Source organism: Ruegeria sp. CDSC002, assembly GCF_059610905.1.
Genome location: NZ_JBXWOM010000001.1, coordinates 606,593 through 629,655, shown reverse-complemented (window position 1 = coordinate 629,655; position 23,063 = coordinate 606,593). Strand labels below are relative to the sequence as shown.

Sequence of the window (23,063 nt, the reverse complement as noted above, 5' to 3'; positions counted from 1 at the left end):
TTTTGGCATGCGCCGTATGTGAAGGAGGTCACAAGGTCAGATTAAGTCGGATTCGGCCAGTTCTTTTAGGGCGTTAAAGTCCTGGATCATCAACCCGCCTCGGGATGCCTCGACAACATTGTCGCGTTTCCAAGTGGAAATCGTCTTGGATACAGCCTCGCGCGTGGCACCGACGAACTCGGCCAATTCGCTTTGGGACAGGGTGATGCGCATGGCGGGGTCGTCCTGAAGGGCAGACAGATGCAGCAATTTGCGCGCCAGACGAATGGGCATCGGCAAGAACACTTGTTCGTTTAGCTGTGACCCCATCCAGCGCATGCGCAGGCCCGCCAGACGGATCATGTCGACCGCAAGATCGGGGTGCTGGCGGATCTGGTCCATCACGTCGCTGCGGCGCACGCGCAGCACGCTAGATGGCTCGGCCGCTGCTATTGTGGCGGTCCGCGGCCCGCTGTCGAACAACGCAATTTCGCCAAACACTTCGCCCGGCTTCATAAGGGTCAAAGACAGCTTGCGCCCGCTCATCGCAAGGAATGAAACCTCGAGCGTACCTTCAGAAATCACATACAGCGCATCGCCTTCGTCCCCCTGCTCAAACAGCACCTGGCCTTGATCCAAGGAAATCTCGGTCGCGAGTGCCGAAAGCATAGCCCTGAGTCGGTCTGATGCCTCGGACAGGAATCCGCTGTTTGGGAGTGCCTTCATGTGGTTGAGGGGTCTCCGGCTGCTGGTGTTGAGTGGTGCCCCAATGTTCCACAGCCGGGCTATTATTCCAAGGTTTTTATTGGTTTGCCTGATTGTGCGCTGTGTGACGGCTCAATATGAAAGCAAACGCTTAAGCTGCGCGCCGATTATCAGTGTTCGCCTATTGGTGGTCTGGATCATCCATGTAGCGTTGCAACAGACTGAACTGAAGCATCAGGAACGCCATCAGCGCGATCGGAAAGGCGAAAGTTTCAATTTTGACCCACAGGTCCGTCGACATGGTTCGCCAGACAAATTCATTGGCAACGGCCAGAACCGCAAAGCAGCCGCACAACCGGCGGGTCAGGATCATCCAGCCCTCATGGCGCATCGGCAGCATATCTTCGAGGACATAGGCCAGGTAGGATTTCCCTTGCAGAAGGCCAATTCCAAGGATGACCGAGAAAAAACCGTAAACCAGCGTGGTTTTCATCTTGAAGAACCGCTCATCATTGAACCAAGCGGTCAGGCCCCCAAAGAAGATGACCATGAAGGCGGTGAATATCTGCATCCGGCTCAGTTTGCCGGTCAGGACCCAGAGGATGCCCATGGCGGCCAGCATCAGCGGGACGAAGATGATCGTCGCAATGATAAAGCCTGAATATTCAATGCCTCCGATCAGGAAACTGTCGTCACGCAGACGTAGGTAGATGAAGAAAAAGGCCAGTGGCGGCCCAAGCTCTAACGCTTGTTTCAGAAATGGATTGATTTCTTTTTTGCCTGGCATGTCGGTTTCCTGATTTTTACCCGCCCATTTCAACTATTACGGCGCCCAATGCAATCAATGCCATCAGCGCGACCCGTCTTGGCCCCACAGTTTCTTTTAACACCAGCCACCCGATAAGCGCCGCGAAGACTGTCGAGGTTTCTCGCAGAACGGCGGCTTCGCCGACCTTGTCCAGACGGGTGGCCAGCATGATTGCTCCGAAGGACATAGGGGCGATGATGCCTCCGGCCAAGCCCCGCAACATCAATGGTCCAACGGCCGGGCGGTTGATCATGGCGCGCCATCTGAAGAAGGCGTAAATCGGCATCGCAAAACCGTCGATCATGAAAAACCACGCCAGAAAGGTGAACGGGTCGGCGGTGGCCCGGATACCATAGGCGTCATAAGTGGTGTAGAGCGCGACAAACAGGCCGGTTGCGATGGCCAGTACCAGGGCGATGCCCAGCGTTTCCCGGTTGGTTTCCAGAAAACGCAAATTATAGGCGGCCAGGCCGAAGATACCGGCCAGCAGGACCAAAACGCCAAACCATTGAATCCCGGTAAAGGTCTCGCCAAAGAGCAGATAGGCGCCGATGACCGTGAATAGGGGGCCAGTGCCGCGTACGACAGGGTAGACGACAGTGTATGAACCCTTTGTATAGGCCATGGCCTGAAGGACCTTGTAGGCGATGTGGATCACCCAGACCACGGCGAAGATGGACCACATGTAGGGTTCAGGCCACGGCACCACGAAAAAGGCAAAAGGGGCGGCCATCAGGCAATAGCAGGCGTCGATTGCCCCTCGGGACAGCCAGGGATCGTGGCGGCCCTTCTGCAGCGCGCCAAATACAGCATGCAGGAAGGCGGCCATCAGAGCGAGGCCAAGAGCCAGCTGATGGCCCGCTTCGGTGCCTTCGAGAGAAATCAGCCAGTCGCTCAAATGTCAGTCTTTTTGCTGGGAGGAGAGGTCGGGGGTTTTCCACCCCCAGCCCCCCGGAGGATATTTGGGGCCAGATAGAGGGGGGATCAGGTTTGGTCCAGGCCAGTGAGGGCGGCGGCGAACTCTTCGGGGTCGAAGGGGGCGAGGTCGTCGATCTGTTCTCCGACGCCGATGGCATGGATTGGCAGGCCGAACTTGTCAGCCAGTGCAACCAATACGCCACCTTTGGCGGTGCCGTCGAGTTTGGTCATCACCAGCCCTGACACGTCAGCGAGGTCGCGGAATGTCCGGACCTGGCTTAGCGCGTTCTGGCCCGTGGTGGCGTCCAACACCAGCAGCGTGTTGTGCGGGGCGGTCTCGTCGATTTTGCGGATCACGCGGACGATCTTGGCCAGTTCCTCCATCAGATCCGATCGGTTTTGCAGGCGCCCGGCCGTGTCGATCATCAGCAGGTCTGCACTGTCTTGCTGCGCGCGGGTCAGGGCGTCGAAAGCCAATGAGGCCGGGTCTGACCCTTCGGGTGCGGTCAGCACCGGCACACCGGCGCGGTCGCCCCAGACTTGTAGCTGCTCGACGGCGGCTGCGCGGAAGGTGTCCCCGGCGGCGATGACGACCTTTTTGCCCGCGGCTTTGAACTGGCTGGCCAGCTTACCGATGGTTGTGGTTTTGCCGGACCCGTTGACGCCAACGACCAGCACGACCTGCGGGCGCTTGGGGTAGATGGGCAGAGGCTTGGCAACCGGTTCCATCACACGGGCGACTTCCTGGGCGAGCAATTGCTTGATCTCTTGCGTGGAGAGTTTCCGGCCCAATCGCCCCTCGGCCATGTTGGATGTGACCCGCAAAGCGGTGTCGACGCCCATATCCGAGGCGATCAGCAGTTCCTCTAGCTGCTCAAGCATATCGTCGTCCAACGTACGACGGATGACGGCCTTGGCTTCGTTCCGGCCAAACAGGCGTCCCAACACCCCTTTGGATGGCGCGGCCTCAGGCGGGGGCGGAGCAGGGGTTGGGTCGACCGGTGCGGGTTCAGGTGTTTCGACCGGCTGTGGCACAGGGGCGGGTTCAGGTGTCTCTGGCACCGGCTGTGGAACTTCGGGAACCGGTTCCGGCTGCGGCTCAGGCTCGGGGATAACTGGATCGGGGGCGGTCGTTTCCTCGCCACCGTCTTCGACGATGGCATCCAGCCCCTGTTCGAGGCGGGACGAGGATTTGAACAGCTTGTCCTTGAGCTTTGAGAAAAACGCCATTTTTAGTCTCCGCAGGTGTTCCTCTCACCTAATGCGGATTTGCGGCAGTTGCAAAGGGTCACAAAAACGCAATCAACAGCCCCGCTTGCGCGCCCCAGTATAGGATCCAGATCATATAGGGCGTGATGCGTAGCGCCGGATGGCCGTCAGGCAGCAGAAACTTTTCAGTCGCCAGTATCAGGTCCGACGCGATGAAGGCCAGTGCGGCGGGCAGGGCCCAGCGTAACGCGCCCGCCTCGGGCAAGGCGAGGACCGTAATGCCCATGCCAAGGATGATCGGGATATAGCCCAGAACCGGTACCTTGAGGTCACCGGCGCGGGGGGCGAGCAGGGTTGCAGCAACGATCCCGAGGATGATCAGCGACCAAAAGATGCCGGACTTGTCGAAGATCAGAGCGGTGTCGCTGGATGGGTGGCTGAGGAACAGAGCGATATAGGCCAGGTGGCCTGCTGCAAATGCACCGATCCCTGCCATGAAGGTCGAGTCCGTCTCGCGTGATAACAGCGCGTCGCCCAAGGCGCACAGGACTAGCGCAAGGGTCAGTAGCATGGGGGCGCCACTTAAGACAGCAACCAGCGCCAGTAGCGCGACAGAGGCCGTCTTGAAGAGGGATCGCAGGGGGCTGGCCGGGCGCGGTGACATCGGCAAATAGGCCAGCGCGCTCGCGGCAGCGATCCAGAAAAAAGCGGTTGTCATCAAATGCCCCCCATTTGGCTATTTTTGGCAGCATCACCGGGATCGCCATTACAACTCAAGCGGTGACGTTAAGGCAGCCGGTTTTAGGGGATTGTCTGTTGGCGATGCTGACCGGCATCTGTCAGAATGTTCCCATGCTCAGGCGTATTGCGATTCTTCTGACACTTTCTGCGCAGACGGCAGCGGCTCAGTCAGCTTTGTCTGGGGCTGAATTCGACAGTTATACGCGCGGAAAAACCATGTTCTATGGGTTTCAGGGAACGGTTTACGGCGTCGAGCGCTATTTGCCCAATCGCCGCGTGATCTGGTCTTTTCTGGACGGCAATTGCAAAGAGGGTGTCTGGTACGAACAAGCGGGCCAGATCTGCTTTGTCTACGAAGACCGGATTGACCCGCAATGCTGGGTCTTTACCAAGTCTGACGGGGGCCTGATCGCCTTGTTCGAGGGCAACTCGGACGCCACCGAGCTGTACGAGGCCGAGGACATCAATGAAGAAATGGTTTGTCTCGGCCCCGAAGTCGGGGTCTGAAGGCGCATTCGGCTAGAACAGCGAGCCCTGGTCCGGTGCATCTTTCTTTGCTGACTTCTTAGGTGCCGCCGGTGAAGTCGTGGGCTGGCTCGTATTCAGCAGACCATCTGCGAATTCGATCTCGAATGCGCTGTGCTTTGACGCCTGTTTCTTGGTTGTCAGAACCTCGCCCTCAGCTCGGACCACAGCGTAGCCACGCTGCAACGTCGCCTTGTAGCTAAGTGTTTCACGCAGGCGATCAGCGGCGTCCAGCTGTTGCCGCATCCGATCCAGGCGCGTGGCCTGTGCCGCGTTCATACGGTCGGCCAACCTGTTGATATTCTGCTTTTGTTGTTCGATCTCTCTGTGGATTGGGCGCAGAGACAGACGGGATGACAGGTTGCGTAAGGCCTCGTTTCTGGTCGAAACGAGATTGCGCAACGTCGAAGGGCGCAGATGTGCAGACAGCTCGACAACTTGCAGACGTCGGTTCTGCACGCCGCGATTTAGTGCGGGTGCCAGCCGATCCGCAATTAAGTCAAGGCGTTGGCGTGGGGTGTTCAACAAGCTATCCGGGCGCGGCAACGCGCGTGACAGGTCGCGAAGCCGTTGAGAGCGTCTTTGAACCGCGTCCGTCGCTGCACGAGAAAGGCGTGCACCTTGCTCACCCGTCCAGGCCAGAAGTTCCATCCGAACCGGCACGGCAAGTTCAGCCGCGGCGGTCGGGGTTGGCGCGCGTCGATCCGAGACGAAGTCGATCAGCGTTGTATCCGTTTCGTGACCCACGGCAGAAATCAGCGGAATGTCCGACGCGGCAATCGCGCGTGCAACGATTTCTTCGTTGAACCCCCAAAGGTCTTCGATCGATCCGCCACCCCGGGCGACAATGATCAGGTCGGGCCGGGGCAGCGAGCCGCCCGGCGTCAGTTTGTTGAAACCGTCGATGGCCCGCGCAACCTCGGGTGCGCAGTTGGAACCTTGTACAGCGACAGGCCAGATCAGCACCTTGCGCGGGAAGCGATCCCGCAGGCGGTGCAGGATGTCCCGGATCACAGCGCCAGATGGTGATGTCACCACGCCAATGATCTGGGGCAGGTAGGGCAGAGGCTTTTTGCGTTCGGGTGCGAACAGACCTTCCGCCTCAAGCTGTTTCTTGCGCTTTTCCAGCAGGGCCATCAAAGCGCCTTGCCCGGCGACCGCGACCTCATCGACGTTCAGGTTGTATTTCGATTGCGCGCCAAAGGCCGTCAGGCGCCCGGTGACGACAACCTCAAGACCTTCTTCCGGCACCACCGAGAGGCCCGAAACCTGACCTTTCCAGGTGGTGCAGGCCAAAACGTTCCGGTCATCCTTGATGTCATAGTACAGATGCCCCGAGCGCGCTGTGAACACGCGTCCGACCTCACCACGCACACGGATTCGCCCGAACGTGCCCTCGAGCGTGCGTTTCACCTCACCCGAGATGTCCGAAACGGTGTATTCAGGGGTGTTTTGGCCCGGGATCGGGTCATCAAGCAGGTCGGACATTTCAGCGCCTTGTGTCAAATGCCCGGCCAGCTTAGAACGCCCGGAAGGCGAGGCCAAGCAGATCGGAGACCTTCATGAACATCCTTATTCTCGGCAGCGGCGGGCGGGAACATAGCCTCGCCTGGGCGGTGATGCAAAATCCCAAATGTGACCGACTGATCGTGGCGCCGGGAAATGCAGGGATTGCACAAATTGCCGAGTGCGCGGCACTGGATGTCGAAAACGGCGGCGCAGTTGTCAGTTTTGCCGAAGAGAACGCGATTGACTTCGTGGTCGTCGGCCCCGAAGCGCCCCTGGCCGCTGGAGTCGCGGATCGTCTACGTGAAGCGGGTGTGCTGGTCTTTGGTCCGTCGGCAGATGCGGCGCAGTTGGAAGCATCGAAGAGTTTCACCAAGGAAATCTGTGACGCGTCGAACGCTCCGACCGCAGCCTATGCAAGGTTCACCGAGGCCGAACCTGCCAAGGCTTACGTCCGCAAACAGGGCACGCCGATCGTGGTCAAAGCCGATGGTTTGGCGGCGGGTAAGGGTGTGATCGTCGCCATGGACGAACAGACCGCGCTGGAGGGCATCGACGACATGTTCGGCGGAGCTTTTGGTGGCGCAGGGGCCGAGGTGGTGATTGAGGAATTCATGGAGGGCGAAGAGGCGTCTCTCTTCGTCTTGTGTGATGGCGAGGACATTCTGTCCATTGGCACGGCGCAGGACCACAAGCGCGTAGGAGAAGGCGACACGGGCCCGAACACGGGCGGTATGGGGGCGTATTCCCCAGCCCCGGTCCTGAGTGCCGAGATCGAGGCGCGCGCGATGGAAGAGATCGTGCGCCCGACCATGGCCGAGATGAAGCGCCGGGGCATGCCATTTCAAGGCGTTTTGTATGCGGGGTTGATGATCAAGGATGCCCAACCGAGGTTGGTCGAATACAACGTCCGCTTTGGTGACCCGGAATGCCAGGTTCTGATGATGCGGCTTGGTGCCCAGGTTCTGGACCTGCTTCATGCCGCGGCCGAGGGCCGTTTGAGCGAGACACAGGTAAACTGGGCCGACGATCATGCGATCACTGTTGTGATGGCGGCACAGGGGTATCCGGGTTCCTACGTAAAAGGATCTGCGATCAAGGGCTTGGATGCGCTTCCTGAGGACAGCGGCAACATGGTCTTTCACGCTGGCACTAAGGCCGTTGATGGGCAGGTTCAAGCCGCAGGCGGGCGCGTGCTGAATGTGACCTCGCGCGGGAATACTCTGCAAGAGGCGCGCGATCGGGCATATGCGATGATTGAAGGTGTGGATTGGCCCGAAGGCTTTTACCGCCGCGATATCGGCTGGCGGGCTCTTTGAACAGTCGGTAGGTCAGGGGGCTTTGCCCCTTCGGCCTATCGCCTCACTCACAGGAAATTTTTAGCCAGATGAAGAGGCGGATCAGCACTTGAGCGCGTTGTTCAGGCTTTTGGGGCCGGTAAACGCGCCGAGGTCGCGGGTGGTCCAGTCGTTTTCGTAAGTGACGCTGATGACGCGGGTCCAGTTGCCGTTGGCGAGGATCAGTTCCGGAGTGCCGCCGCAATCGCGCAGACCGCCGGAGATGAAATCTTCTCCAATACGGTGATTGGTGAGATTGGGCAGCGATGCGATTTCGGTCAGCTCGCCGTCTGCAAATCGCCATATGCGCAGGGTTTTGGCCAAGTGAGGGCGATCGACATAGGCGATCTCGACGTTGCCGTCGCCATCCATGTCGGCCGCTCCGACCGGAGCGAGCCAGCGAAAGCGGGTTCCGATGTAGGGCGTAGCGGCAATCAGGCCGCCGCCATTGTAGATTGCAAGCCGTGCACCTTTGTCACGATGGCTTTCAACCACCAGAGCTTCGCGACGGCCATCGTTGTCAATATCAATCAGGCGCGGTCGGATATCTTCGAAAACGCGCTCTTTTGGCAGCCGGATTGTGTATTTCGCCCATTCCGGCGCATATTGCAGGATCAGGGCGCCGTATTCAATCTGATCACCGAGTACCCCGTGCGGGTATCGCGCAGTGGGTTCGGAGTACTCTGCCGAACCCAGCGGCTCATACTGCCATGGCTGCTGAGATCTTGTCTGGCTCGGAAAGATTCCAATTGCGATCGCGGCAGCCGCGATCGCTTTGAAAAGCATCAGATCTGCTTTTCGGGCATTTGAACAACCAGCCCGTCCAATTCGTCAGTGACCTTGATCTGGCAGGTCAAGCGCGAGCGGGCCGGGTCGGGTTCAAAGGCGAAATCCAGCATGTCCTCTTCCATGTCGTCCTTGGCCGGAACCTTCTCGACCCAGTCGGGGTGGATATAGACATGGCAGGTCGAACAGGCGCAGGCGCCGCCGCAATCGGCCTCGATGCCGGGGATATTGTTGTCACGGGCCCCTTCCATGACGGTCAGGCCGCTGGCGACTTCGACTGTATGTTCGGTACCGCCGTGCTCGACATAGGTAATCTTTGCCATTGCGTGCGTCTTCCTCTTTCGCTTGTCGAATTCTTCCATAGTGAAGGCATTTAGGTCTTTCCAGCCTCATTTGCGACTCGTCACGCCGCCTATGGACTTTCCTTGCGTTTGTTCTATTTTTGTTCTCATGATTGCGTTACCTACCCGCCCTGTGGCTTCGGACCGGAACTGGCCGCGCCCGCCCGCGTGTCTGCCGGCCAATCGTCTGGACGATCCGCCCGAGGGTGCGCTGGTGGCGGTTGCGGGGCTGGTGATCCTGCGGCAGAGGCCCGGAACGGCCAAGGGGGTGATCTTTGTCACGCTCGAGGATGAGACCGGTATCGTGAACGTGGTGGTCTGGCGCAAAATCTACGAAACCTTCCGCCGGGCGGTGATCTCGGGGCGGCTGCTTCGGGTCACGGGCCGGATGCAGCGGGCGCATTCGGTGACCCATGTGATCGCGGAAGAGGTTGAGGATATCTCGGGCATGCTGGATGTGCTGGTGCGGGGGGAGGGATAGGTCCGCTAAGCGGGACATGGCAGCCACTTGGTTTTCGAAATCAAATGGCCGCTATGATCTCACCTATGCAGCTGCGGTTGCTTCTATCTCAAACAGCAATCCGGGGATAGCGAGGCGTGTGACACCCAGCAAGGTCATGGGCGGGGCGACCCGATGCGGGCCAAAGCGCATCCCCAGCAGATCGAAGTTCTTCAATGCCTCATCCACATCAGTGGCATAGACGCCCAGCTTGATGACATTACTCAGATCCATGCCAGCTTCTTTGATTAAGGCTTCCAGATTGTCCAGGGCCAAATTGATCTGCGCACGCATATCGCTAGGGTGCTGGGGCGCGCCGTTCTCGTCCACCGCTGTCTGCCCTGCGCAAATGACCAGACGTGTCGTGCCTTTGATCACCTCGGCCTGATTGTAGCCAAGTTTGAGCGACCACTCCCAGGGATTCACTGCTGTCCGTTCCATGTCGAATTCTCCATTTTTTGCATTTCTGGAAACGGTTTAAATCAAAACAGTGACAAAAGTTGTCACCGTTTGTGCTATCGTGTCAGAATGAATGTTCGACTCAGACATGAAAAGATTGTGCGGACCCTCCGCCGAAACGGTACATCCACTATTGATGCCCTTGCTGATGAGGTGGGGGTGTCCCGCCGCACTGTCCTTCGTGATATCAGCGCGCTTCGGGATGAAGGCTATGTGATCCATTCCGACGTGGGGCGGGGTGGCGGCTTGCAGCTTGATCCGCAATCCATGCAGACAACTGCCAAGTTATCGGTGCCAGAGGTCTTTGCACTGCTCATCAGCGTGGCAGCCATGCGGGCGGCGGGAAACCTTCCTTTCTTGGAACTGGCAGATGCCGGACTAGCCAAGATCGAAAAGGCCCTGCCCGCAGACAAAGTGCGCGACCTGCGCGCTTTCTTGGACTGCTTACACATTGGTCAATTGTCCCCGCTGCAAGACCTTTCGGACTTGGGCAAAATGGATGCTGAGTTGCTTCCCGCCGTTGAAGTGGCATTCCTTGGACGCAGGCTCATCTCGTTTGAGTATCGCGATGCAAAAGGACGGCGGACCCGCCGTAAAGTGGAGCCACAGGCAATGCTGATCCTGCCCCCTTTATGGTACCTCGTGGGCTGGGACCCGGTAAGGGAGGATTTTCGGCATTTCAGGATGGATAGGATCAGTCTTCCAGCAGCCGTGGAAGGTACTAGCTTTCGCCGCCGCTATGTTCCATTTGAAGAAGACGTCTGCCCTTACAGTGAGCTGCAAAATGACCGGCAAAGCAGTCATCCATCGAACGCGCAGTATTGATTAAAATGGGCTCGGACCAGACGTTCTAAGTCAACAATAAGGAGAATTGATTTTTTTGTTAAAGTGTTAAAATGGGCTGTGGTGATATTCGGCGGATTCTCAGCCTTCAACTGGTATAACGCCTCTTACCATCTACCTAAGCAAGTGACGAACCGTGAAGAGACGATCAGTGGCCGGGGTAAGCTTGCAGCGACATTTGCGTTCTTAGCAGTTGGGTCACAAGCCCTCCTGAATTTTTTGAGCTAGTTCACAATAAGGAGCGTGGAGGCGTTATGATTAATCAAAAGGTCGCCCTGAAGGTTTGCTATATTCTCAGCGCAGTAGCTTACCTAGTAGCGGTCAGGTACACGTTACCAATAGAGTTCTTCGGCATTGAAATCCCCGACGTCGACTTCCTCCCAAAGCCATACGCCTCCCACGAGAAACTAGTTTTTTACGTGGCCTTGATCCTGGTTGCTGCCTTCTTACTGATGCGTAACAAGTTTTTAGCCGACATCAAGAACTCAAAAACTGGGTAGGAGTGCTGATGAAACGGTTGTTTTGTCGGATATTTGGTTACAAGTGACGTGCACGTTGGACTACTGACGCTCCTTTTCTTAAATGTCAGCGTTGCGGAGTCGGTGGGGATACTTAAGGCAACGAAGTTCACAATAAGGAGCAGTCATGAATAGGCGATCGATCGAGTTCGCGGTTTTGTGCGTGATGGTTGCGGCCATGGTTGTAGTCAGGTTGGCAACTGGTGCTTCTTATCTCGGTGTCGACTTAGCTTTTTCATTGGTGTTCATAGCTTAGGCTTACCTCTACTACTTCAGAACAAATGGTGGGAAGTAGAGAGCGATAGAAACCCATGGACAGTTTACAATAAGGAGCGCCGATGTTTGCTGTGCGGACTAAGCGGACCTTGGTCGGTTTAACATCAACACCCCCTGGGTTCGCTTCACAACACCCCTAAGACTTGACCAGCGCCTTCCGCGTCACTGGGTTATGATTTCCGGTCCCATGAACGAATTGGGCAGGAATGTAGATAGGAACGGAACATAGGTAACGATGATCAGGAACACGAACAGCACGGCCAGGAACGGCAGGGCTGCTTTGACCACGCTCATCATCGGCATTCCGGCAACGCCCGAGGTGACGAAGAGGTTCAGGCCGACCGGCGGGGTGATCATGCCGATCTCCATGTTGACCACCATGATGATACCCAGATGGATCTGGTCGATGCCTAACTCGATGGCAATCGGTAACACCAGAGGCGCCACGATGACCAAGAGGCCCGAGGGTTCCATGAACTGACCACCGATAAGCAGGACGATGTTTACGACGACCAGGAACATCACAGGCCCAAAGCCCGCCGACAGCATCGCATTGGCGACCTGTTGCGGGATTTGCTCATCCATCAACACGTGTTTCAGGATCAGCGCGTTGGCGATCACAAACAGCGGTGTGATCGTCAGTTTGCCGGCATCAAACAAGGTCTTTTGAGTGTCCGGATGCACAATCGCGGTGAAAACTGCCCAAGGCTTGCTCTTCAGGGGAATGCGTGGGCCAGCAGGCGCGTCTTCGATCACAGCGGCGGCGAACAGGCTACGGGTTTTGGGGGCGGCGAGTGGCCCCATGTCTTTGTAGACAAAGGTGGCGATGAAGAAGGCATAGATTGCGGCCACAGCGGCGGCTTCGGTGGGGTGAAACGTGTTTACCAGAAACTCATGTGGTGAAGCGAATTTGCTTATTGCGACCTGGCGAGTTTGGGTCGTTCGTCAAGTTTGGTTTGGATTTCCCGTCCGGTCACGAATAGCAGTAATCCGGGGACTTTTGCCCTTCGTGCGCACTGCAGCCTCAAAAAAAAAGAGCTCAAAACGGCCCGATGCCGCACGGACGATAAAGAACTGTTCTGGCATGGCGAACGGCGGAGTGAGCGCGCGCCGTAAGAACCGATCCAAACCTGATCCAGGTGGGGCAGTCGAAATGTTGCCGCGACTGCTCCCACATCAGCATCGAGCCCAGACTTTTTGATGCTGCGGCATACGCGAGTGGCCGGGCAAGGTATCAAAGCGGACCCACGTGCGCAGGTATTTTCCCGTACTCGATTGCGAAGATCGGGAGGCACCATTGGATGCCTCCCTAATATAGCATTTTTACTGTGACATCCCGCCTTCGGTCGAGATTTGTTCTTCCACGTGAGTTTGATTGGTTATGTCCGATCCCCGCGGAGGATAGTCCTTGAACGTAGACAGGTGGTTCTGAACGATCTTAGCCGCAGGACCGAAGGCCCACATTTTGTTGCCCATCCACCGGGTATACATCCCCGACTCCTCGGCCGCCTTTTCATAAGGATCACGGCGCAAGTTGAATAGAAGCGGAGCATTCAGTTCCTCTTTGGGTCCAGCCCACCCTTCGGTTTGAATTGTGAAATGCGCTTTCCAGTCACCGTGACGTACGGCCTGCAGGTCCGGCCCCTCGTAGTAGACGATTTCTTCGCGACTGCTGTCGCTTGCGCCGGTCAAGAACGACAACTGATTGTAACCATCAAGATGCACCTGATAGCCTTCGTGACCCTGTAACAAAGCATCCGGCAAGTCATCCGGTCCACCAGCAGCCGCGACCAGGGTTGGCATCCAGTCGAGCCCGGCAAAGATGCCATTACTCACAGTTCCGGCGGGAACTTTCCCGGGCCAGCGAATAATGGCAGGCACGCGGAAACCGCCTTCCCAGGTCGTGCCCTTTTCACCGTGGAACGGCGTTGTTCCCCCGTCGGGCCAAGTCATGGTTTCGGGGCCGTTGTCGGACGTGAATACAACAATCGTATTGTCGGAAACGCCCAGTTCTTCCAGCCGAGCCATGACTTTTCCTACGTTGTCGTCAAGTTCCTTCATCACCACATCTTGCAGCCCGCGCCCATCGCCGAGCATGTCTTCGTATTCAGGGCTCAGGTGTGTCCAGACATGCGCACGCGCTGGTGCCATCCAGACAAAGAACGGAGTGTTACTTTCAACCGCGCGGTTGATGAAGCCCAGTGTATGGGCCGTCACTTCGTCATCCAGCGTCTTTTGCCGTTCAGGCGGAGCGGGGCCATCGTCGATGATGCGTTGCTTGCCGACCAGACCCCAGCGCGGGTCTACCGTTTCATCAACCGTATCTGTCGCATAAGCGTGGATGATATTCCGAGGACCAAAAGTGTCGTTGAATTTCTGATCTTTGGGCCAGTCCGGGTCAGACGTGTATTCCATCGCGTTCAAGTGATAGAGCCAACCCCAATATTCATCAAAGCCTTTCACTGTTGGCAGAAACTTGTTCATATCGCCCAAATGGTTCTTACCGAATTGGCCGGTCGTGTAACCCAAGGATTTCAGCATGTTGGCCAAGGTGGGATCGTCATCACTCAGACCCTTTTCGGGGTCTCCGGGTAGGCCGACGGTATGCATTCCGGTACGAACCGGCAACTGCCCGGTGATAAAGGCCGAACGCCCCGCCGTGCAGCTTGGCTGAGCATAATAATCCGTCAGGCGCATGCCATCCGCTGCCAGTTGATCGAGATTGGGGGTTTTGATGCTTTTAACCCCCTGATGATAGCTGCCAAGACTGGCCCATCCCACATCGTCGGCCATGATGACAAGGATATTGGGTTGGTCGGTTTCGGCCAAAACAGACGTAGCACAGACCGAAGCTGTGGCCACCGTTGCCGAAAACGCAATGGATCGAAGGTTGAACATTTTGACCTCTGTGGAAGTGGAAGGCGATACCGATGCTGGGAATATCGGAAGGTTCATCAGGGATAACGGTCGAAACTTTAATGCTGCAACAAAGCTTTACTAGGATTTCACATTATGAAAGTTAAAAACCGATAACTGAGATGATATTGACCGTACGATGAATGAAAACGCATTAACCGCCTTTCTCACTTTGGCTGAAACTGGCAGCTTCCAACACGCGGCCCGCGTGATGGGTGTCTCCAACGCGTCGTTTTCCCGCTATATCGGGCAAGCCGAGGACCATGCAGGGCTCGTGCTGTTTCATCGAAGGCGCAACAGCAGTACGCTGACGCGGGCGGGGCAGGAGTTTTTGCCTATCGCTAAGGCTCTGCGGCAAGACCTGGATCGCTATGCGACGCGTGTCGCCAGTTTGCGTGACGCCGGACCTGGCACTTTTCTGATCGGTTGCGGGCCTTTGACCACAAGATCTCTGATCGTGCCCGTCCTGCGATCTGTGCGGCAGGTAATGCCCGACCTTCGATTCAGAATACTGGTGAGCGCTTACGCGCGTCCGCTCGACTTGTTGCAAGCGGGGCAGTTCGATGTGTTTCTGGGCGATCTGACCTACACACCGGATGCCGACAATGTCGAAATCATGGTGATGGAAAAACGGCAAATTCAGTTTGTTGCGCACCCCGATCATGAAATTCACCAACGCGGCCCACAAACAATGGCAGGTGTTTTCGACTTTCCCTTTGCATCACCGCATCTTCATAAACACTGGAGAGCGACCCTGATAAAGTCACTTGGCGGCAACACCGATGCGGTCAATAAGGTCAATGCCCAGCCGAATATTGAATGCGACGACTACAACTTTCTGACCGGATTATTGGCAGAGCCAGACTATATCGTGGGAGGGATGCCAGACACTTTTTCAGAACTGATCAGCACAAAGAAAGTCAAACCTGTTTCGATGAAGCAGAGCCTTTCATGGAACATCTGCGCGGCGCGCAAGTCCCAAAACACGTCGACTGCTCTTGAACTGTGTTGGAGTGAACTGGCCAAACACCGGGCGTGACCAGTGATGTGAAGAACAATAAAAGACGCCCAACTGGGACGTATCGTGGTTCGACTAAGACGTTTTCGCGAGCTCAGCTAGCTTGCCAAAGTTTCGCATTACACCGCAGAGCGGCTTTTGATTGAAAATGGCCAATGGCGGCATTGCTGCGTACTGCGCGAATTCGCAGTCCTACAATCGCTGCAGGCCGACCGAACGGCTGACTTCTCCGCCGCATGGCGGGACCAGGAACTACACAGTTGCAGAATATTTGATGCGGCCTGCGCTCACAGCATAAAATCGAATGAACACATTGATCTCAAACCAGCCATTGAAGCCAATCGCCAATATCTGACTTTCTATTGATTGGACCCGCCCATTGCCCCATAGAGGTGGGGCGCAGGGTGCTTGTCGGGCCACGCGCTCAAAGGGCAGGCAGCGAAAGCCAAGCGAAGGGTCCTAGTGAACTTCCCCCGGCAGACAGCATGCGCAACGGGGACCCATGTCACTCCAACCTCCGAACTTACGGGCCGCTCCAGCGGCCACAGACCAGGCAGGCCTGCGCGCCATAAAGCGCGCCGCGTTGTTCCTGATGGGTCCCTTCTATTTCTTCTTCATCGCCTTTGTTCCCCTGCTTTGCGGTAAACGGCGAGGCTTTCGCGGTTGGTACTGGCGGCAAGTCAAACGCGCATGTTCGCGACTCTTATGGCTGTTGAGCATCCGGACAGACATTACAGAGGCCGACAGGGCCACGCTGGCCGTCGACACCGGCAGCATCATCGTGATCAATCACCGCAGCCACCTAGATGGCTTTGTTCTGATGGACGTGGTGCCCGACGCCAAGTGGATCACCTTCGCTGCCAAAAAGGAACTGTGCGACGCAGCCCTCCTGCGCCGAGGATTTAAAGGCGCGGGCCTGGTGGAGATTGACCGCAAAAGCGGCACGGTGGCGCTCGAAACACTCACGGCTGCCGTGCACGCAATGCCCGCGCGCTGCTCAGTCGTGCTTTTCCCTGAGGGCACGCGCACTAAGTCTGAAAGTCTTGGGGCGTTTAAGGCGGGTGCGGTGATGGCTGCGCGCGCTACTGGCCGTACAATACGGCCCATCGTCATCCACGCCTCGGACCGCCTGCTGCCCCGCGGCAAACACTTACCCAAAAGCGGAACGATCCGCGTCGAGGTCTTGCCCTCATTCGAATGCGATCTTTCCGCATCAGTGGACGAGGATGTCGCACGCCTGAGAAGCGACATGATGGCAGTTTTTGATGATTTGGTAGGTCGGTAGTTCTTGAAGGCTCATTTTGCGCAGCGCTGGACGAATGACTGGAACGATACTGCTCATTGTCAGCTTTGCGCCCATCCTAGTCACCCTGACGCATTGCAGCATTTGGAAAAACGGGCTCTGAGAGGACCTCGGAGCAATCGCGGCATCCTGTGATATTGGACCGCGTCAAAGTCGGGTTGTCGTTGTGGCTGGGCATGGCGGATCGGAGGATCAGTCACGGGAACACCAATCTTACCTGTCATTCGGGCACTTCACCCAGCCTGGAACGAAGGCCGTATCGTTGGTCAAAAGCACCCGCTCAAACCAAAACACGCCTGGGCAATCCGAATTCGCCTCGAGCTTGTCGGCAACAATCGCGATCTTGCACTCTTCAACATGGCAATCGACAGCAAGATTCGCTGCAGTGATCTGGTGAAGATGGTCGATGTTATGTCATCGGGGCAGATCAAGGCACGCACTTTCGTACTGCAAAGCAAGACGCAGAAACCTGTGCGCTTTGAGATGCCGAGGGCACCCGTGCCTCTGTCCAGAAATGGATGGAAGATGAACTCATGGCCGATTCAGAATACCTTTGGCCTGGCGGATTCCACGAAAGATCACACATCTCGACGCGTCAAATATGCGCGGATTGTTCGAGGAAAGTTTACATCGATCGGCCTGGAAGCAAGCGCAAACGGAACCCATTCAATGAGGCGCAAGAAAGTCACCCAAATCTAGGAGAAAACCGGCAACCTCAAAGCGGTCCAGCTCTTGCTAGGCCATACCAAGATGAACGGTACAGTCCGGTCTCCCTTGTCCCAAGAAGTTACTGCAATTGCATTTCTTAGTCTGGTCGTCATTTTGTGGATCAGTGTCGGAATTAGTGAACTCTCTCCTCGTACTTCCCAAGTAGCATAACTTTGACAGCAAACGTCGTCAGTCACAGAAGGCGGCAAACGGGCCCGACCCGGGGCTATGTGTGGTTACCGAAGGGAGTTGATCATGGCGAAACTACTTGATCCGTTTCAGCTCAAGCACCTGACGCTGCGCAACCGCATCGTCAGTACATCTCATGCACCCAACTATGTCGAAGACGGTCACCCTCGAGACCGATACAGGCTGTATCACGAAGAGAAGGCTAAGGGGGGTGTAGCCCTGACCATGATCGGCGGGTCAACCAATATTGCCCCCGACAGCCCTTCGGTTTTTGGCCAGCTCTATGCTGGCAATGACAGTATCATTCCGTGGTTCCGGAAGCTTACGGATGGCGTTCACACGCACGGGGCCGCGGTCATGTGCCAGATCACCCATATGGGGCGTCGAACCGCTTGGGATGACGGTCATTGGCTGCCGGTTTTGGCGCCATCCGGCGTGCGCGAGCGCGCGCACCGTGCCTTTCCCAAAGCAATGGAACAAGAGGACATTGAACGAGTGGTCTGCGATTTTGCCGCTGCGGCGCGACGTTGTCAGCAGGGCGGGTTCGACGGAATCGAGCTTCTGTCCCATTCGCATTTGCTGGGCCAGTTTCTTTCTCCGCTTACCAACCAACGCGACGATGCCTTTGGTGGAACGTTGAAAAACCGCATGCGCCTCACCCTGCAGGTTTTGGATGCGGTGCGCGCAGAGGTTGGTCCAAAGTTCATACTGTCCATGCGTATCACCGGCGATGAGTTGATAGAGGGCGGGCTTAGCGCGGCGGATTGCGTTGCCGCCGCCCGGATGCTGGAAGACAGTGGCCATGTCGACCTGCTCAACATCCTGGTCGGGGCGCCCTACGATGACCTTGGTCTTGCTGAATGGGTGCGCCCAATGGGTCTGCCAGCTGCCCCGCATATTACTGTGGCCGGGCGCATCCGCGAAGCCGTCAACTTGCCGATCCTGCATGCAGGCGGCATCGCGGACATTGCAACGGCCCGACACGCGGTTACCGGCGGTCATGTCGATCTTGTGGGCATGACGCGCGCCCAAATGGCTGATCCTTATCTGGTCGCAAAACTGGCGCGCGGGGAAGAGAAACGTATCCGCACCTGTGTTGGTCTCGGGTATTGCGTAGACCGCGTCAATCAGGGCAAGCCTGCCGTGTGCGGACACAATGCCGCCACCGGGCGGGAGCAAACTTTACCCCATGTTATTCCTGCCAGCCGCACCCGAAAGAAGGTGGTTGTCGTCGGTGGCGGGCCTGGTGGGCTGGAGGCGGCGCGGGTCAGTGCCTTGCGCGGTCACGATGTGGTTTTGTTCGAGGCATCAGATCGACTGGGCGGGCAGCTTGTTTTGGCAGCCAAGGGGGGGACACGTAGGCAGGTATGGGGTGTTGCCGATTGGTTGATTTCCGAGGTGACCGCCCTCAATGTTGATCTCCGCATGAATACCTATGTCGAGGCCAGTGACGTGCTAAGAGAACTCCCGGAGTTGGTCATAGTTGCTACCGGCGGATGGCCCGAGCCATTATCCATTCCGGGCGGCGATCTGGCGCTCTCCAGCTGGGAGGTTCTGTCCGGAGAAGCACGTGTCTCGGGCGAAGTTCTGTTGTTCGACGAGGTTGGAGACCATCCCGCGGCAGTCACGGCCGACACGTTGGCAAGGGCCGGCCACAGCGTCGAACTTGTGACCCCCGACCGTGCGCTTCTGCATGACCTTGGCCCAACGACCTCTGCCGTTGCTTTGCGCGATCTGGCAGCAAACGGGGTGACCTTTACCTGCCTCCACGAACTCGGTGCTCTAAGCCAAGAGGGAAACCGGGTGTGCGCCAGCCTGCGCAATATCTTGACCGGTGATATCACCAAGCGTCTTGTCGACCACGTGGTTGTCGAACATGGTCTAATCCCGACGGACGCGCTCTATCACGATCTAAAGCCAGGTTCGCGAAACCTTGGGCAGGTCGATCACAAGGCGCTGATCAATGGCTCATTCCCGTTCAGTGACGAAGAGCCGGATGGCCAGTTCTATCTGGCTCGAATTGGTGACGCGATCGCAGGCCGCAATATGCACGCCGCGATTCTAGACGCTTTGCGTATTTGCTGTTTAGCCTGAACTGCGCTCGGAGTATCTTTCATCAGTTGCTGCGAAAGCGGACGTTCAGACGGAACGCAGCGAATTTCCGCTCTCGGCTGGTGGTGTTTTTTTCAGCGGCTGCGAAGAGCAAATAGTTGACCTAAGTGCCAGAAGATCGAAGGGCGGATTCATCCGCATAGCGGACTTTGCATCGCTCCTTAAGGGCTCAACGCAGCCGTTCTCTGCGGTGAGACATAACAGGTCCTATAAGCCCAAAGCAGACCTATTATTCCGCGGCATTATCCAACATACCGGTTGCGAAACTGTTAGTCCCTGCCTCTACAAAATCTACCATTGAGTGGATAGGGCGATCCATATGCCCGCAAACATCAGCGCTCCGCCAATATTCACCCATGTGTGCCAAACAGCATACCGATAAGGCATAGTTTTTTGGGCGTAAAAAACCGTTCCAATGACGTAGGCGGAGGACCCAGCCAAAATGCACCACAATGTTGTGATGGGTACATTCGTGAGGTCTGGAAGGGCGCTCAACCCAATTGCGCCCAGTCCAAGGTAGGATGCAGTTGACCATCGTGACTTGACCGCTTCGTTCGTGATCTTGTTCCAGATGGCCACGGCTGTCAGCCCCCAACAAATCCACAGCAAGGCCATCGTCCATGTCGTGCCTGCCAAGACGAAAAACGGTGTGAAGGTGCCCGAGATGCTGGGGTAGATCGCTGCGTGATCAATGCGCCGCATCAGCTTGCGCCCGTGGTGCCACGTGGAAAAGTGATAGGCGACGGATGCTAAGTTGGATGACAGCGCACAAAGAACGTAAACCACAACCGCGAGAACCAGTTTAGGTTCGAGGCCGAGGATTGATTTTGAAAGAAGTACTCCCCCGGCCGTCAGGATCGCTACCTGCCCGAACGCATGGACGGCAATGTCGGCATGGCGGTGCGATCGGATAGGGCTAGGATATGTCGTTTCCGTCATTTTGGTTCCGGGCAAAGGTTTGTCTCGCGCTACATCCAGACGCGTGGAGTGTCTATGCTTCCGGCGCGTCAGTTCTCGGCTCTACGACAGATGACTGCCCCGTCCTCTATCTCGCCTTTGTTCTTCAATATGTCCAACGTCCAGTTTGTGTTGTTCGCGAGTGCTGCACGAGCCAAGTAAAAAGCATCGGTCAAGGTCGGCGCTGGGCTCATAGAGGACATTGGAACAACGTGCCTTAACGCTTAAACAACACTCCCTGCGCCTGCTTGTCCCTGTGATCGCCGCGCAGCTCGGCGTGTAACGCGCGCCCGGATTGAACGCCCGGACGGGCACTTACTGTCTCAAGCCACCGGGCAAAGTGCGGTTTGTCCTCCAACACCTGTTGTTGCCCTTCCCACAGGCTTGCCCAGCCCCAGATCGACATATCCGCGATGGAATAGAAATCGCCCGCGACGTATTCATTTTCGGCCAACCGCCGGTCCAATACTCCGTACAGCCGCCCGACTTCGGCGCGGTAGCGGTCTTTGGCATAGGGCAGGTCCTGCGGTGGCTCGAGGTTTGGCGCGTATTTCAGGAAGTGATGCGCCTGACCGGCCATTGGGCCGACGCCGCCCATTTGCCACATCAGCCATTCCTCGACGGCGATCCGGTCACGTTCGGTTTTGCCATAAAAGCGCCCGGTCTTGCGGGCGAGATACATCAGGATCGCGCCGCTTTCGAACACCGAGATAGGTGCGCCATCCGGGCCGTCCGGGTCAACGATGGCAGGCATCCGGTTGTTGGGCGCAATTTTCAGGAACTCGGGGTCGAACTGATCACCCTTGCCGATATTGATCAGGTGGGTCGTGTAGGGAAGGTCCATCTCTTCCAAAGCGATGGACGCCTTCCAGCCATTCGGCGTGGGCCAGAAATACAGATCGATCATTGTGCCTCCTCAGGTTGAGGCGATCATGCGGTATTCTGCGCAATCGGCAAGAGGCGGTTACGAAAGCGTGACACAGGGCAACCGGGCTTGACGGCCAAGTACACGCGGCGTATTTGCATCGCAGAAGCTACGTGGCGATTTGTTACCGGATTGCGGGCCACGCTAAACAACACCGCTAAAAGGTCAGGATGAAAGGCCCCTTTCGCTTGACCGCGTCTGGGGTTTTTTTGATGCCCTTGCCAGACAAGGGTCGAGAGGAATGAGATGAGCGAGAGCTGGAACAAACGCACCCAAGCCGTCCATGGCGGCATCCGTCGCAGCCAATACAACGAAGTCAGCGAAGCAATTTTTCTGACACAGGGCTTTGTCTATGAGACAGCCGAACAAGCCGAGGCGCGGTTCATCGAATCCGGCCCGGATGAGTTCATTTATGCCCGCTATGGCAACCCGACCGTTTCGATGTTCGAACAGCGCATCGCGGCGCTGGAAGGTGGCGAGGACGCGTTTGCCACAGCATCCGGCATGGCTGCGGTGAACGCGGCGCTGACCTCGATGTTGCAGGCTGGCGACCATGTGGTGTCGGCCAAGGCATTGTTCGGGTCCTGTCTGTATATCCTCGAAAACATCCTTTCCCGTTATGGTGTGGACGTCACTTTTGTTGATGGCACCGATCTGGACGCCTGGAAGGCGGCGATCCGCCCTGAGACCAAGGCGGTTTTCTTTGAATCGATGTCAAACCCGACGCTTGAGGTCATTGATATCGAGGCGGTTGCCAAACTGGCCCATGCGGTTGGCGCGCTTGTCATCGTGGACAATGTGTTTTCCACACCGGTTTTTTCGCGCGCGATCGAACAGGGGGCGGATGTCGTGGTCTATTCCGCGACCAAACATATCGACGGGCAGGGGCGTGCTTTGGGCGGCGTCATCATTGGCACCAAGGATTTCATCCGGGGTACGGTTGAGCCCTATCTGAAACACACCGGTGGTGCGCTGAGCCCGTTCAACGCTTGGGTCATGCTGAAAGGTCTGGAAACGATGGCGCTGCGCGTTAACGCTCAGGCAGATACGGCACAGACCATTGCAGAAGCGCTTGAGGGGCATCTGGCGCTGGAACGGACGCTTTATCCGGGTCTGAGAACCCATGCGCAAAACGCATTGGTCCAAGCCCAATTGGGCGGCAAGGGCGGAACAGTTCTGTCACTGGACATCAAGGGCGGCAAGGACGCAGCGTTTGCGTTCCTGAACGCGCTGACGATCCCTGTCATTTCGAACAATCTGGGCGATGCCAAGTCAATCGCGACACATCCGGCCACAACAACGCACCAGCGTCTGAGTGACGATCAGAAGGACGAATTGGGCATTACACCGGGCCTGATCCGCTTTTCCGTAGGATTGGAGGATGCGGGCGATCTGCTTGCAGACATCAAGCATGCGCTGGACGTGTCGCAACGTTAACTAACGGCAGCGGTTTACTGACAACCGGGTCGAAACTAGGTGAAAATG

Annotated in this window: 20 protein-coding genes, 2 pseudogenes and 1 riboswitch; of the genes and pseudogenes, 9 read left to right on the top strand and 13 right to left on the bottom strand. The window is 57.0% G+C overall.

What is annotated here, in order from left to right:
* Window positions 1–36: 36 nt before the first annotated feature.
* The 5 genes from AC2FJE_RS03165 to AC2FJE_RS03145 form a co-directional block, all read right to left on the bottom strand.
* Entirely contained in the window at window positions 37–705 is a 669-nt protein-coding gene (locus AC2FJE_RS03165; RefSeq protein ID WP_058274845.1) for a Crp/Fnr family transcriptional regulator, read from the bottom strand.
* A 160-nt stretch (window positions 706–865) separates the two neighbouring features.
* On the bottom strand, window positions 866–1,471 hold the full coding sequence (locus AC2FJE_RS03160; RefSeq protein ID WP_058274883.1) for an inner membrane-spanning protein YciB: 606 nt from the start codon (window positions 1,469–1,471) through the stop codon (window positions 866–868).
* A 16-nt stretch (window positions 1,472–1,487) separates the two neighbouring features.
* Window positions 1,488–2,390, bottom strand: a complete 903-nt coding sequence (locus AC2FJE_RS03155) for a DMT family transporter (RefSeq protein WP_282150924.1) — start codon at window positions 2,388–2,390, stop codon at window positions 1,488–1,490.
* An 86-nt stretch (window positions 2,391–2,476) separates the two neighbouring features.
* Window positions 2,477–3,640, bottom strand: coding sequence for a signal recognition particle-docking protein FtsY (gene ftsY / locus AC2FJE_RS03150; RefSeq protein WP_496753596.1), 1,164 nt, complete (start codon window positions 3,638–3,640; stop codon window positions 2,477–2,479).
* Between the two features lie 58 nt (window positions 3,641–3,698).
* Window positions 3,699–4,337, bottom strand: coding sequence for a lysoplasmalogenase family protein (locus AC2FJE_RS03145; protein ID WP_496760624.1), 639 nt, complete (start codon window positions 4,335–4,337; stop codon window positions 3,699–3,701).
* Window positions 4,338–4,441: 104 nt separating this feature from the next.
* On the opposite strand from AC2FJE_RS03145, the gene AC2FJE_RS03140 reads away from it, so the two are divergent.
* Window positions 4,442–4,867 carry a hypothetical protein gene (locus tag AC2FJE_RS03140; RefSeq protein WP_282118867.1) on the top strand — a complete coding sequence of 142 codons (426 nt, stop codon included), beginning with the start codon at window positions 4,442–4,444 and terminating at the stop codon, window positions 4,865–4,867.
* 12 nt (window positions 4,868–4,879) lie between these two features.
* Here AC2FJE_RS03140 and xseA read toward each other — a convergent pair whose 3' ends face one another.
* The gene (gene xseA, locus AC2FJE_RS03135; RefSeq protein WP_496704409.1) at window positions 4,880–6,373 is read right to left on the bottom strand and encodes an exodeoxyribonuclease VII large subunit; all 1,494 of its coding nucleotides are present in this window, start codon (window positions 6,371–6,373) and stop codon (window positions 4,880–4,882) included.
* 74 nt (window positions 6,374–6,447) lie between these two features.
* Between xseA and purD the strand changes: the two genes are divergently transcribed.
* On the top strand, window positions 6,448–7,710 hold the full coding sequence (purD, locus tag AC2FJE_RS03130) for a phosphoribosylamine--glycine ligase (RefSeq protein ID WP_496753600.1): 1,263 nt from the start codon (window positions 6,448–6,450) through the stop codon (window positions 7,708–7,710).
* An 81-nt stretch (window positions 7,711–7,791) separates the two neighbouring features.
* Here purD and AC2FJE_RS03125 read toward each other — a convergent pair whose 3' ends face one another.
* On the bottom strand, window positions 7,792–8,514 hold the full coding sequence (locus AC2FJE_RS03125) for an FG-GAP repeat domain-containing protein (RefSeq protein WP_496753602.1): 723 nt from the start codon (window positions 8,512–8,514) through the stop codon (window positions 7,792–7,794).
* The gene (locus AC2FJE_RS03120; protein WP_058273927.1) at window positions 8,514–8,837 is read right to left on the bottom strand and encodes a 2Fe-2S iron-sulfur cluster-binding protein; all 324 of its coding nucleotides are present in this window, start codon (window positions 8,835–8,837) and stop codon (window positions 8,514–8,516) included. The genes AC2FJE_RS03125 and AC2FJE_RS03120 overlap by 1 nt, the downstream gene beginning before the upstream one ends.
* Window positions 8,838–8,964: 127 nt before the next feature.
* Here AC2FJE_RS03120 and AC2FJE_RS03115 point away from each other — a divergent pair, with 127 nt between their 5' ends.
* The gene (locus tag AC2FJE_RS03115; protein WP_282168573.1) at window positions 8,965–9,336 is read left to right on the top strand and encodes an OB-fold nucleic acid binding domain-containing protein; all 372 of its coding nucleotides are present in this window, start codon (window positions 8,965–8,967) and stop codon (window positions 9,334–9,336) included.
* A 63-nt stretch (window positions 9,337–9,399) separates the two neighbouring features.
* Here AC2FJE_RS03115 and AC2FJE_RS03110 read toward each other — a convergent pair whose 3' ends face one another.
* Window positions 9,400–9,795: a RidA family protein gene (locus AC2FJE_RS03110; RefSeq protein WP_282168572.1), complete on the bottom strand. Its 396-nt coding sequence runs from the start codon at window positions 9,793–9,795 to the stop codon at window positions 9,400–9,402.
* A gap of 87 nt (window positions 9,796–9,882) precedes the next feature.
* Here AC2FJE_RS03110 and AC2FJE_RS03105 point away from each other — a divergent pair, with 87 nt between their 5' ends.
* The gene (locus tag AC2FJE_RS03105; protein ID WP_282168571.1) at window positions 9,883–10,638 is read left to right on the top strand and encodes a helix-turn-helix transcriptional regulator; all 756 of its coding nucleotides are present in this window, start codon (window positions 9,883–9,885) and stop codon (window positions 10,636–10,638) included.
* A gap of 974 nt (window positions 10,639–11,612) precedes the next feature.
* Here the strand turns inward: AC2FJE_RS03105 and AC2FJE_RS03100 are convergent.
* Together AC2FJE_RS03100 and AC2FJE_RS03095 are read right to left on the bottom strand one after the other, a co-directional pair.
* Window positions 11,613–12,326 (bottom strand): annotated as a pseudogene (locus tag AC2FJE_RS03100) (TRAP transporter large permease subunit); the annotation flags it as partial.
* A gap of 447 nt (window positions 12,327–12,773) precedes the next feature.
* Window positions 12,774–14,348: an arylsulfatase gene (locus AC2FJE_RS03095; RefSeq protein ID WP_496760623.1), complete on the bottom strand. Its 1,575-nt coding sequence runs from the start codon at window positions 14,346–14,348 to the stop codon at window positions 12,774–12,776.
* A gap of 157 nt (window positions 14,349–14,505) precedes the next feature.
* On the opposite strand from AC2FJE_RS03095, the gene AC2FJE_RS03090 reads away from it, so the two are divergent.
* The 4 genes and pseudogenes from AC2FJE_RS03090 to AC2FJE_RS03075 all read left to right on the top strand — a co-directional run bounded on the left by AC2FJE_RS03090 (window position 14,506) and on the right by AC2FJE_RS03075 (window position 19,678).
* On the top strand, window positions 14,506–15,405 hold the full coding sequence (locus AC2FJE_RS03090; RefSeq protein WP_496753607.1) for a LysR family transcriptional regulator: 900 nt from the start codon (window positions 14,506–14,508) through the stop codon (window positions 15,403–15,405).
* A gap of 481 nt (window positions 15,406–15,886) precedes the next feature.
* Complete coding sequence (locus AC2FJE_RS03085; RefSeq protein WP_496753609.1) at window positions 15,887–16,669, top strand: lysophospholipid acyltransferase family protein; 783 nt, start codon at window positions 15,887–15,889, stop codon at window positions 16,667–16,669.
* Between the two features lie 201 nt (window positions 16,670–16,870).
* A pseudogene (locus tag AC2FJE_RS03080) lies at window positions 16,871–17,566 on the top strand (tyrosine-type recombinase/integrase).
* Between the two features lie 84 nt (window positions 17,567–17,650).
* The gene (locus AC2FJE_RS03075) at window positions 17,651–19,678 is read left to right on the top strand and encodes an oxidoreductase (protein ID WP_496760622.1); all 2,028 of its coding nucleotides are present in this window, start codon (window positions 17,651–17,653) and stop codon (window positions 19,676–19,678) included.
* 309 nt (window positions 19,679–19,987) lie between these two features.
* On the opposite strand, the gene trhA is transcribed toward AC2FJE_RS03075, so the two are convergent.
* Window positions 19,988–20,635 (bottom strand): PAQR family membrane homeostasis protein TrhA, encoded by a 648-nt coding sequence (gene trhA / locus AC2FJE_RS03070; protein ID WP_496753612.1) that lies wholly within the window; start codon window positions 20,633–20,635, stop codon window positions 19,988–19,990.
* A 235-nt stretch (window positions 20,636–20,870) separates the two neighbouring features.
* Entirely contained in the window at window positions 20,871–21,560 is a 690-nt protein-coding gene (locus AC2FJE_RS03065; RefSeq protein ID WP_282168565.1) for a glutathione S-transferase N-terminal domain-containing protein, read from the bottom strand.
* Between the two features lie 121 nt (window positions 21,561–21,681).
* Window positions 21,682–21,759, top strand: a riboswitch (SAM riboswitch).
* A gap of 65 nt (window positions 21,760–21,824) precedes the next feature.
* Here AC2FJE_RS03065 and metZ point away from each other — a divergent pair.
* Entirely contained in the window at window positions 21,825–23,015 is a 1,191-nt protein-coding gene (metZ, locus tag AC2FJE_RS03060; RefSeq protein WP_496760621.1) for an O-succinylhomoserine sulfhydrylase, read from the top strand.
* Window positions 23,016–23,063: the final 48 nt, after the last annotated feature.

Excerpts from the sequence above, each read along its gene's own strand:
- AC2FJE_RS03165 (WP_058274845.1), bottom strand. The coding sequence starts at position 705 with ATGAAGGCACTCCCAAACAGCGGATTCCTGTCCGAGGCATCAGACCGA.
- AC2FJE_RS03160 (WP_058274883.1), bottom strand. The coding sequence starts at position 1,471 with ATGCCAGGCAAAAAAGAAATCAATCCATTTCTGAAACAAGCGTTAGAG.
- ftsY (WP_496753596.1), bottom strand. The coding sequence starts at position 3,640 with ATGGCGTTTTTCTCAAAGCTCAAGGACAAGCTGTTCAAATCCTCGTCC.
- AC2FJE_RS03145 (WP_496760624.1), bottom strand. The coding sequence starts at position 4,337 with ATGACAACCGCTTTTTTCTGGATCGCTGCCGCGAGCGCGCTGGCCTAT.
- AC2FJE_RS03140 (WP_282118867.1), top strand. The coding sequence starts at position 4,442 with ATGCTGACCGGCATCTGTCAGAATGTTCCCATGCTCAGGCGTATTGCG.
- xseA (WP_496704409.1), bottom strand. The coding sequence starts at position 6,373 with ATGTCCGACCTGCTTGATGACCCGATCCCGGGCCAAAACACCCCTGAA.
- purD (WP_496753600.1), top strand. The coding sequence starts at position 6,448 with ATGAACATCCTTATTCTCGGCAGCGGCGGGCGGGAACATAGCCTCGCC.
- AC2FJE_RS03125 (WP_496753602.1), bottom strand. The coding sequence starts at position 8,514 with ATGCTTTTCAAAGCGATCGCGGCTGCCGCGATCGCAATTGGAATCTTT.
- AC2FJE_RS03120 (WP_058273927.1), bottom strand. The coding sequence starts at position 8,837 with ATGGCAAAGATTACCTATGTCGAGCACGGCGGTACCGAACATACAGTC.
- AC2FJE_RS03115 (WP_282168573.1), top strand. The coding sequence starts at position 8,965 with ATGATTGCGTTACCTACCCGCCCTGTGGCTTCGGACCGGAACTGGCCG.
- AC2FJE_RS03110 (WP_282168572.1), bottom strand. The coding sequence starts at position 9,795 with ATGGAACGGACAGCAGTGAATCCCTGGGAGTGGTCGCTCAAACTTGGC.
- AC2FJE_RS03105 (WP_282168571.1), top strand. The coding sequence starts at position 9,883 with ATGAATGTTCGACTCAGACATGAAAAGATTGTGCGGACCCTCCGCCGA.
- AC2FJE_RS03095 (WP_496760623.1), bottom strand. The coding sequence starts at position 14,348 with ATGTTCAACCTTCGATCCATTGCGTTTTCGGCAACGGTGGCCACAGCT.
- AC2FJE_RS03090 (WP_496753607.1), top strand. The coding sequence starts at position 14,506 with ATGAATGAAAACGCATTAACCGCCTTTCTCACTTTGGCTGAAACTGGC.
- AC2FJE_RS03085 (WP_496753609.1), top strand. The coding sequence starts at position 15,887 with ATGTCACTCCAACCTCCGAACTTACGGGCCGCTCCAGCGGCCACAGAC.
- AC2FJE_RS03075 (WP_496760622.1), top strand. The coding sequence starts at position 17,651 with ATGGCGAAACTACTTGATCCGTTTCAGCTCAAGCACCTGACGCTGCGC.
- trhA (WP_496753612.1), bottom strand. The coding sequence starts at position 20,635 with ATGACGGAAACGACATATCCTAGCCCTATCCGATCGCACCGCCATGCC.
- AC2FJE_RS03065 (WP_282168565.1), bottom strand. The coding sequence starts at position 21,560 with ATGATCGATCTGTATTTCTGGCCCACGCCGAATGGCTGGAAGGCGTCC.
- metZ (WP_496760621.1), top strand. The coding sequence starts at position 21,825 with ATGAGCGAGAGCTGGAACAAACGCACCCAAGCCGTCCATGGCGGCATC.